Here is an 8096-nt window from a genome sequence, read left to right as displayed (position 1 = left end):
TCTAGGTCCAAGCCGGTGGTGCCGAGTCTGCGCTGGCGGCGTCGAGACTGTGCTCAGCGCTACTTTTTTCGCGTTTCGGCGCTGCCACCGCAGTCTCGACACCCCAGCGAACGGGCCCGACGGATTACCGGGCAAGACCACTAGCCCCAGGTGCCGAACTGGTCAACCAGTTCGTCGCGCAGCGCGCGGGCCCGCTTCCGGACCGCCGCCAACTCACCGCCGGCCGCGCAGCGAACCTCGATGTAGCACTTCAACTTAGGCTCGGTGCCCGACGGCCGCACCACGACGCGGGCCGACACCGCATCGTCGCCGCCGGTGAAGATCAGCGCGTCGGTGAGGTCGGTGACGGTCGTGGTGAACCCGGCCAGCCGGGCCGGCGGGTCCGTGCGCAACCGGTTCATGAGCCGGTCGGCCTCGTCGGTGCCGGCGACGCGGCGCGACACTGCCGCGACGTCATGCACCCCGTGCCGGCGGGTGAGCTCGTCGAGCAGGTCGGACACCGAGGCGCCGCGCGCCTCGAGCGCGGCCACCAGGTCGCACGCCAGGACGGCGGCGCTGATGCCGTCCTTGTCGCGAACCGCGTCGGGGTCGACGCAGTACCCGATCGCCTCCTCATAGGCGTACACCAGGGTGCCGCCGGGGACCTGGGAGTCGGCGCGCGCCAGCCACTTGAAGCCGGTGGGGGTCTCGACATGTGCCGCGCCGCGGTGCGCGGCGATCGCCGCCAGCATGCGCGAAGACACCAGCGAGCTGGCCACGACGGCGTTGCGCGGCTCCGCGGCCTGCGACAGCTTCCTCTCCTGGGAAAGGATGTAATCGCCGAGCAGCCAACCGGTTTCGTCGCCGGACAGCATCCGCCACCCCGAGGTGGTCGGGATGCCGACCGCGCACCGGTCGGCGTCGGGGTCCAGCGCGACCGCGACGTCGGCGCCGACGTCGGCGGCCAGTGCCAGCAGGGCGTCGGTGGCGCCGGGCTCCTCGGGGTTGGGGAACGCGACGGTGGGGAAGTCGGGGTCCGGCGCGAACTGGGCGCCGACGGTGTGCACGCGGCCGAACCCGGCGCGACGCAGCGTCTCGACGGCCACCGCACCGCCCACGCCGTGCAGCGCGGTCAGCGCCACCCGCACCGAACCGGCGGCGCGGCGGACCCGGGCGGCCCGCTCGATGTAGCGCTCGACCAGGTCCGTGTGCGCGAATTCGACAGGGGTGCGCGCGATCTGGTCGGCCGGCGGGGCGACGGCCATCGCGGACTCGATCTCGCGGTCGGTGGGGGACACGATCTGGATGCCGCCGTCGACGTAGACTTTGTAACCGTTGTCGGTCGCCGGGTTGTGGGAGGCCGTGATCTGTACCCCGGCGGCGGCGCCGGTGTCACGTACCGCAAACGCGACCACCGGCGTGGGTAACGGCCCGGGCAGAAGTATCACCGTAAATCCCTGGGCCGCAAAGACTTCAGCCGTCACCGTGGCGAACGCGGCCGAACCGTGGCGGGCGTCGCGGCCGACCACCACCGCGCAACCGGCCCGGCCGGCGGCGGAGAGCACCCGCGCCACCGCCCAGCTGGCGCGCGAGACCACTGCGACGTTCATCGCGTCGGGCCCGCCGCGTACCGGTCCGCGCAGGCCCGCGGTGCCGAACACGAGCGGACGGGCGAACCGCGCCGCGAGTTCGGCGGGGCCGCAGGCGGCGAGCTCGGCGGCCGTGGCCGCGTCGGGATCGTGTGCGATCCACTCCTCGGGCGTCATACCCGGGCTATCACGCCGGCCAGCAGGGTGCCGATCCGGCGAGCCGAGGCGGCCCCGGCGGCGAGCACCTCGGCGTGGCTGAGCGCCTGGCCGCCGATCCCGGCGGCCAGGTTGGTCACCAGCGACACCCCCAGCACCTCGGCGCCGGCTGCGCGGGCCGCGATGGTCTCGTGCACCGTCGACATGCCCACCAGGTCGGCACCCAGCGTGCGCAGCATCCGGATCTCGGCCGGCGTCTCGTAGTGGGGCCCGGGCAGGCAGGCGTACACCCCCTCGGTCAGCTCGGGATCGGCGTCGCGGGCGAGCCGGCGCAGCCGCGCCGCGTAGGCGTCGGTCAGGTCCACGAACTGCGGACCGGTCAGCGGGGACCGCGCGGTCAGGTTCAGGTGGTCGCTGATCAGCACCGGCCGGCCCACGGTCAGGTCGCCGCGTAGCCCGCCGGCCGCGTTGGTGAGCACCACGACGCGCGCGCCGGCCGCGTAGGCCGCCCGCACCGGGTGCACGACGTGGCGCAGGTCGTGGCCCTCGTAGGCGTGCACCCGGCCGACCAGTACCAGCACCCGGTGCCCGCCGATCGGCATCGACAGCAGCTCACCGCTGTGCCCGGCGGCACTCGGCGGGGTGAACCCGGGCACCTCGGCCTGGGGGAGCGTGGCGGTGGCCGAGCCCAGGGCCGCGACCGCCGAGGACCAGCCGGAGCCGAGAACGACGGCGACATCGTGCCGCGGCACCCCGGTGCGCTCGGCGATGACCCGCGCCGCCCGAACGGCGAGGTCGTCGGTGTCGGTCGCGGCGTCGCTCATACTTGGCGAGCCTAGCCTGGCTGGGGCGCCTCGCCCGGCGATCGCGCCGTGACCTCGTCGATGTAGTAGTGCCGCAGCGCATTGTCGCGTTCCAGCGCCGAGCGGCACGTCAGCGCGTCACCCTGCGTGGTGAACGGCTCCGCCATAACAAAACACACGTCGTCCCAGAAGAAGCCGTCGAGCACGTACCAACCGGGTGCCAGGCCGGCGGTGTGCCGCTCGATCATCGCCATGCGGTGTCTCATCGAGTGCTCGGCCCCGACCCCGTTTCCTGCCGCGCTGTTCTCCGGTGTTTTATGCGCGGTCGGAGTGAGAACGGGCGCCGAGCAGCGGCGGCTGGCCACGGAGTCTGAAGGCGGGGCGTCACAGCCCGAACAGGCCCGACTGCCCGTCCCCCGGGTTGAACCAGCCCGAGCTCGAGGCGCCCAGGTTCGCGAAGCCCGAACTGAGCCCGCTGCCGATGTCGAAGAAGCCGGTGTTGCCGCCCGCCTCCCCGCCGCCCGCGTTTCCGACGCCGACGTTGTTGGTCCCGGTGTTGAAGAAGCCAGTGTCGCCCCCTAACGATCCGTAGTTGAAGAAGCCGGTGTTCTCTCCTTGGGCGTTGGTGTTGAAGAACCCGGTGTTCCACGTGTCCTGGCCCGGGAGGTCTGCCGAGTTGAAGAAGCCGGAGTTGAGGTTGCCGCCGGTGTTGAAGAAGCCCGACGCGCCGGTGCCGGTGTTGCCGAAGCCCGAGCTGGCCACCGATTGGGTGGCCGAACTGCCCACGCCCGTGTTCACACTGCCCGCGTCGAACAGTCCCGTGTTGGTGTTGCCCGAGTTCGCGATCCCGGTGTTGAAGTTGCCCGCGTTGTCGAAGCCGGTGTTCCAGAAGCCCGGGTTGAAGCTGCCCGTGTTACTGTCCCCCGAGTTGAAGCTGCCCGTGTTCCCATAGCCCGCGTTCGCCACGCCCATGTCGTTGAAGCCCCCGTTGCCGAAGCCGACATTTATGCCGTTGCCCGCGAGTGCGTTTTGGCCCGCGTTGCCGATGCCGGTGTCGCCGCCGCCGGAGTTGCCGAGGCCGGTGGCGATCTGGCCGGAGTTGAACAACCCGGTGTCGGTGAGCCCGGAGTTGCCGATGCCGAAGCTGTTGTTGCCGGAGTTGAAGAATCCGATGTCGTTGTTGCCGGAGTTGCCGAAGCCGATGTCGTTGCTGCCGGAGTTCAAGCCGCCGAAACCGATCTGGTTGTTGCCGGTGAGTCCGAAACCGATGTCGCCGGTGCCGCTGTTGCCGAAGCCGATGTTGCCGGCGCCGGTGTTACCGAAGCCCCAGTTGTTGTTGCCGAGGTTGCCGAAGCCGATATTGCCGAAGCCCGCGTCGCCGCCGGCCCCGCTGTTTCCGAAGCCGATGTTGCCGCCGCCGACGTTGCCGATGCCGATGTTGTTGACGCCGAGGTTGCCCAGACCGACGTTGCCGATCCCCGCCGTGGCATCGAGGCCGGCGTTGCCGAAGCCGATGTTGTAGTTGCCGATGTTGCCGCCGCCGATGTTGAAATTCGACGTGACCCCGTAGTACGAGCTCCCGTTGCCGAAGCCCAGGTTGGTGCTGCCGAAGTTCCCGGCACCGAGGTTGTGGATGCCGATGTTGGCGCTGCCGAGGTTCTGGGAGCCGATGTTGGCGTTGCCCAGGTTCAGGTTGCCGGTGTTGCCGTTGCCCAGGTTCAGGCCGCCGAGGTTGCCGACGCCCAGGTTGACGTTGGGCAGGCTCAGCTGGGCCGTCGTGCCCTGCAGCGCGGCCTGCACCGAGAACAACTGCGTGGCCGCGGCCGACGCGCCGGCGTGATAGCCGGTCATGGCGGCCACGTCCTGGGCCCAGAGCTGTTCGTAGTGGGCCTCCACGGCGGCGATCGCCGGGGCGTTCTGGCCGAACAAGTTCGAGGTCACCAGCGAGATCAGCTGGCCGCGGTTGGCCGCGACCACGCCTGGGTGCACGGTCGCGGCGAATGCTGCCTCGAACGCCGAGGCCGTCGCCCGGGCCTGGTGGCCCGCCGACTGTGCGTGCGCGCCGGCGGCGCTGAGAAAGCCCGCGTACGGGGTGGCCGCGGCTGCCATGGCCGTGGCGGCGGGCCCCTGCCAGGCCTCACCCGTGAGCCCCGAGGTCACCGCCGAAAACGACGAGGCCGCGGCCTGTAATTCGTCGGCCAGCCCATCCCACGCCGACGCGGCTTCCAGCATCGGGCCCGGCCCGGCGCCGCTGTAGAGCAATGCCGAATTGATCTCCGGGGGCCACACCAAGAAACTCATTACTCACGGTCCCTTCTCGGCGGACCCGTGGTGGTGGCCGACCGCCGTCGTCGCCCCCACGCGAACGTGGCTCAGAAAAAAGCCAGCGTGACTCTAACGTTCGAGCGCGCGCAACGTCATTAGCCACACCAACTATCAATGGAAAATTCTTCCAGCCTGGAACCGCGGACCAGGCGATCGGGTGCGGGGCCGCGGTGGCGAACTCCGGCGTGTGTCAAGATCGCCCGCATGGGTTTTCGTAGCCGGTTCATCATCGGTTCGGGCGTCGGTTCGGGCGTCGGTTCGGGCGTCGGTTCGGGCGTCGGTTTGGGCGTCGGTTTGGGCGTCGTCGTGGTGATTGCGGGCGCGGCGCTCACGGGTCCCGCGCCGTCCGCCCGGGCCGACGGGTGCGCCGATGTCCAGTTGATCTTCGCCCGCGGCACCGCCGAACCGCCCGGCCTGGGGGCCGAAGGAGAAGCGCTGCTGGCCGCGCTGCGGCCCGCGCTGGGCTCGCGCAGTGTTGACAGCTATGCGGTGAACTACCCGGCCAGCTACAACTTCCTGACCACCGCCGACGGCGCCAACGACGCCCGCGACCACATCGCCGAGATGACCGAGCGCTGCCCGTCGACGAAGCTGGCGCTCGGCGGCTTCTCGCAGGGCGCGTCCGTGGTCTCGATGCTGGCGGGGGTGCCGCCCGTCGGACCGACCATCGGCAACGTGGGATCGGCCCCCGCACTGGATCCTGATCTGGCGGCCAAGGTGCGGGCGGTCGCGGTGTTCGGCAACCCCGGCAACCGCTTCGACACGCCGCTCTCGACCACAGGTGAGTTCGCCGGCCGCACAATCGACCTGTGCAGCGCCGGTGATCCCGTGTGCGTCGTCGGTGGTCGCGACCGCGATGCGCACCACGACTACGCGGCGCCGCCCTACCCCGGCGAGGCGGCCACATTCATCGCCGGACTGGTCTAGGCGTCATCGTGCGGCAGGGCCCGAATGCGGCGGTGAGATACTGCGAGAATGCCCACCGCCACCGCACCTGACACTGTCGAGGACATCGTGCGGCGCTGTGGCGCCGACCTCGTCGAGCTGTCCCACGCCATCCACGCCGAGCCCGAGCTCGCCTTCGCCGAATACCGCAGCTGCGCCAAGGTTCAGGCGCTGGTCGCCGAGCGCGGGTTCGAGATCACCGCACCCGCCGGTGGTTTGGACACCGCGTTTCGCGCCGACTTCGGCAGCGGCCCGCTGGTGGTCGGCGTCTGCGCGGAATACGACGCGCTGCCCGAGATCGGGCACGCCTGCGGCCACAACATCATCGCGGCATCCGCGGTGGGAACCGCCTTGGCGCTGGCCGAGGTGGCCGACGAGCTCGGTTTGACGGTGGCACTGCTGGGAACACCGGCCGAGGAGGCCGGCGGCGGCAAGGTGTTGCTGCTGGAGGCGGGGATCTTCGACGATGTCGCGGTGGCGGTGATGGCGCATCCCGGGCCGTCCGACATCGCCGCAGCCCGGTCGCTGGCGCTGTCGGAGGCGATCGTGCGCTACCGCGGCAAGGAGTCGCATGCGGCGGTCGCCCCCTATCTGGGGGTCAACGCCGCCGACGCGGTGACCGTCGCGCAGGTGGCGATCGGGGTGCTGCGCCAGCAACTCGCCCCGGACCAGCTCGTGCACGGGATCGTCACCGACGGCGGCCAGGCGGTCAACGTCATCCCCGGCCGTGCCGCGATCCAGTACGCGATGCGGGCGGCCGAATCGGAGTCGCTGCGAGCGCTGGAGGGCAGGATATTTGCATGCTTTGCCGCCGGCGCCCTGGCCGCCGGCTGCGAACACGAAATCGACCGGCCCGCACCGCCCTACGCCGAACTCAAACCCGACCCCTGGCTGGCCGCAGTGTGCCGTGCGGAGATGCGCAGGCTCGGGCGCGAGCCGGTGGCCCCCGAGGTGGAGGCGGCGCTGCCGATGGGCAGCACCGACATGGGCAACGTGACGCAGGTGCTGCCGGGGATCCATCCGGTGATCGGCGTCGACGCCGGCGGTGCCACCGTGCACCAGCGCGCCTTCGCCGCGGCCGCGGCCGGGCCCAGCGCCGACCGGGCTGTCGTCGAGGCCGCGATCATGTTGGCGCGCAGCGTGGTCCGCCTGGCCGAAAGTCGCGCAGAACGCGACCGGGTGCTGGCGGCCCGAGAACGGCGGGTCCACTCATGACGAGCCTGGGCGACGTCGCCGCCTCATGGCTGGCCGGACACACCGACGACCTGGTCGACTGGCGCCGGCACATCCACCGCCATCCGGAGCTGGGGCGTCAGGAGTACGCCACCACGCAGTTCGTCGCCGAACGGCTGGCCGAGGCGGGACTGAATCCGAAGGTGCTGCCCGGCGGCACCGGGCTGACGTGCGACATCGGCCCCGAGCACGAGCCGCGGATCGCGTTGCGGGCTGACATGGACGCGTTGCCCATGGCCGAGCGGACCAACGCGCCGTACGCCTCGCGAATGCCCGACGCCGCGCACGCCTGCGGCCACGACGCGCACACCGCGATCCTGCTGGGCGCCGCGCAGGCGCTGGCGTCGGCGCCCGAGCTGCCGGTGGGCGTGCGGTTCATCTTCCAGGCCGCCGAGGAGTTGATGCCCGGCGGCGCCATCGACGCCATCGCGGCCGGGGTGCTGGCCGGCGTGACCCGGATTTTCGCCCTGCACTGCGACCCGCACCTGGTGGTCGGGAAGGTGGCGGTGCGGCAGGGTCCCATCACCTCGGCGGCCGACTCGATCGAGATCACGCTGCATTCGCCGGGTGGGCACACGTCGCGTCCGCACCTGACCGCCGACCTGGTCTACGGGCTGGGCACCCTGATCACCGGCCTGCCCGGGGTACTCTCGCGTCGCATCGACCCGCGAAACGGCACGGTGCTGGTGTGGGGTGCGGTCAACGCGGGCGTGGCCGCCAACGCCATTCCCCAGTCGGGGGTGCTGTCGGGCACCGTCCGAACGGCCAGCCGGCAGGCGTGGGTGTCCCTCGAGGGGATCATCCGCGAGGCGACCGCCGCGCTGCTGTCGCCGCTGGGGATCGAGCACACCATGCGATACCGCCGCGGGGTGCCGCCGGTGGTCAACGAGGAGGTCGCGACGCACATCCTCACGCATGCGATCGAGGCCATCGGCCCCGACGTGCTGGCCGACACCCGGCAGTCCGGTGGGGGTGAGGACTTCTCCTGGTACCTGGAGGAGATCTCCGGCGCGATGGCGCGACTGGGCGTGTGGTCGGGCGAGGGTGCGCAACTGGACTTGCACCA

Annotated in this window: 7 protein-coding genes; 3 read left to right on the top strand and 4 right to left on the bottom strand. The window is 71.1% G+C overall.

The genetic code is table 11. The annotated features are described in order from the left end of the window. Positions 1-140: 140 nt before the first annotated feature. The 4 genes from ACOJVU_RS15230 to ACOJVU_RS15215 all read right to left on the bottom strand — a co-directional run bounded on the left by ACOJVU_RS15230 (position 141) and on the right by ACOJVU_RS15215 (position 4828). On the bottom strand, positions 141-1745 hold the full coding sequence (locus ACOJVU_RS15230) for a phospho-sugar mutase (protein ID WP_421530546.1): 1605 nt from the start codon (positions 1743-1745) through the stop codon (positions 141-143). Then, complete coding sequence (locus ACOJVU_RS15225) at positions 1742-2548, bottom strand: purine-nucleoside phosphorylase (protein WP_421530545.1); 807 nt, start codon at positions 2546-2548, stop codon at positions 1742-1744. The genes ACOJVU_RS15230 and ACOJVU_RS15225 overlap by 4 nt, the downstream gene beginning before the upstream one ends. An 11-nt stretch (positions 2549-2559) precedes the next feature. After that, the gene (locus ACOJVU_RS15220) at positions 2560-2781 is read right to left on the bottom strand and encodes a hypothetical protein (RefSeq protein WP_421530544.1); all 222 of its coding nucleotides are present in this window, start codon (positions 2779-2781) and stop codon (positions 2560-2562) included. 130 nt (positions 2782-2911) lie between these two features. Beyond that, complete coding sequence (locus tag ACOJVU_RS15215; protein ID WP_421530543.1) at positions 2912-4828, bottom strand: PPE family protein; 1917 nt, start codon at positions 4826-4828, stop codon at positions 2912-2914. A 228-nt stretch (positions 4829-5056) separates the two neighbouring features. Between ACOJVU_RS15215 and ACOJVU_RS15210 the strand changes: the two genes are divergently transcribed. From ACOJVU_RS15210 to ACOJVU_RS15200, 3 genes are all read left to right on the top strand, one after another. After that, positions 5057-5779 (top strand): cutinase family protein, encoded by a 723-nt coding sequence (locus tag ACOJVU_RS15210; protein ID WP_421530542.1) that lies wholly within the window; start codon positions 5057-5059, stop codon positions 5777-5779. 48 nt (positions 5780-5827) lie between these two features. After that, positions 5828-7012 (top strand): M20 family metallopeptidase, encoded by a 1185-nt coding sequence (locus tag ACOJVU_RS15205; protein WP_421530541.1) that lies wholly within the window; start codon positions 5828-5830, stop codon positions 7010-7012. Then, positions 7009-8096: amidohydrolase (locus ACOJVU_RS15200; RefSeq protein ID WP_421530540.1), on the top strand; the 1088-nt coding region annotated here is incomplete at its 3' end. The genes ACOJVU_RS15205 and ACOJVU_RS15200, both read left to right, overlap by 4 nt.

Source organism: Mycobacterium sp. THU-M104 (genome assembly GCF_049197365.1).
In the GTDB taxonomy this organism is placed as follows: domain Bacteria; phylum Actinomycetota; class Actinomycetes; order Mycobacteriales; family Mycobacteriaceae; genus Mycobacterium.
This window is presented reverse-complemented; position numbering and strand designations above follow the sequence as displayed.

What these genes read in the sequence shown, in the direction of transcription:
- ACOJVU_RS15225 (WP_421530545.1), bottom strand. Translation starts at nt 2,548, where the DNA reads ATGAGCGACGCCGCGACCGACACCGACGACCTCGCCGTTCGGGCGGCG.
- ACOJVU_RS15230 (WP_421530546.1), bottom strand. Translation starts at nt 1,745, where the DNA reads ATGACGCCCGAGGAGTGGATCGCACACGATCCCGACGCGGCCACGGCC.
- ACOJVU_RS15220 (WP_421530544.1), bottom strand. Translation starts at nt 2,781, where the DNA reads ATGGCGATGATCGAGCGGCACACCGCCGGCCTGGCACCCGGTTGGTAC.
- ACOJVU_RS15210 (WP_421530542.1), top strand. Translation starts at nt 5,057, where the DNA reads ATGGGTTTTCGTAGCCGGTTCATCATCGGTTCGGGCGTCGGTTCGGGC.
- ACOJVU_RS15205 (WP_421530541.1), top strand. Translation starts at nt 5,828, where the DNA reads ATGCCCACCGCCACCGCACCTGACACTGTCGAGGACATCGTGCGGCGC.
- ACOJVU_RS15215 (WP_421530543.1), bottom strand. Translation starts at nt 4,828, where the DNA reads ATGAGTTTCTTGGTGTGGCCCCCGGAGATCAATTCGGCATTGCTCTAC.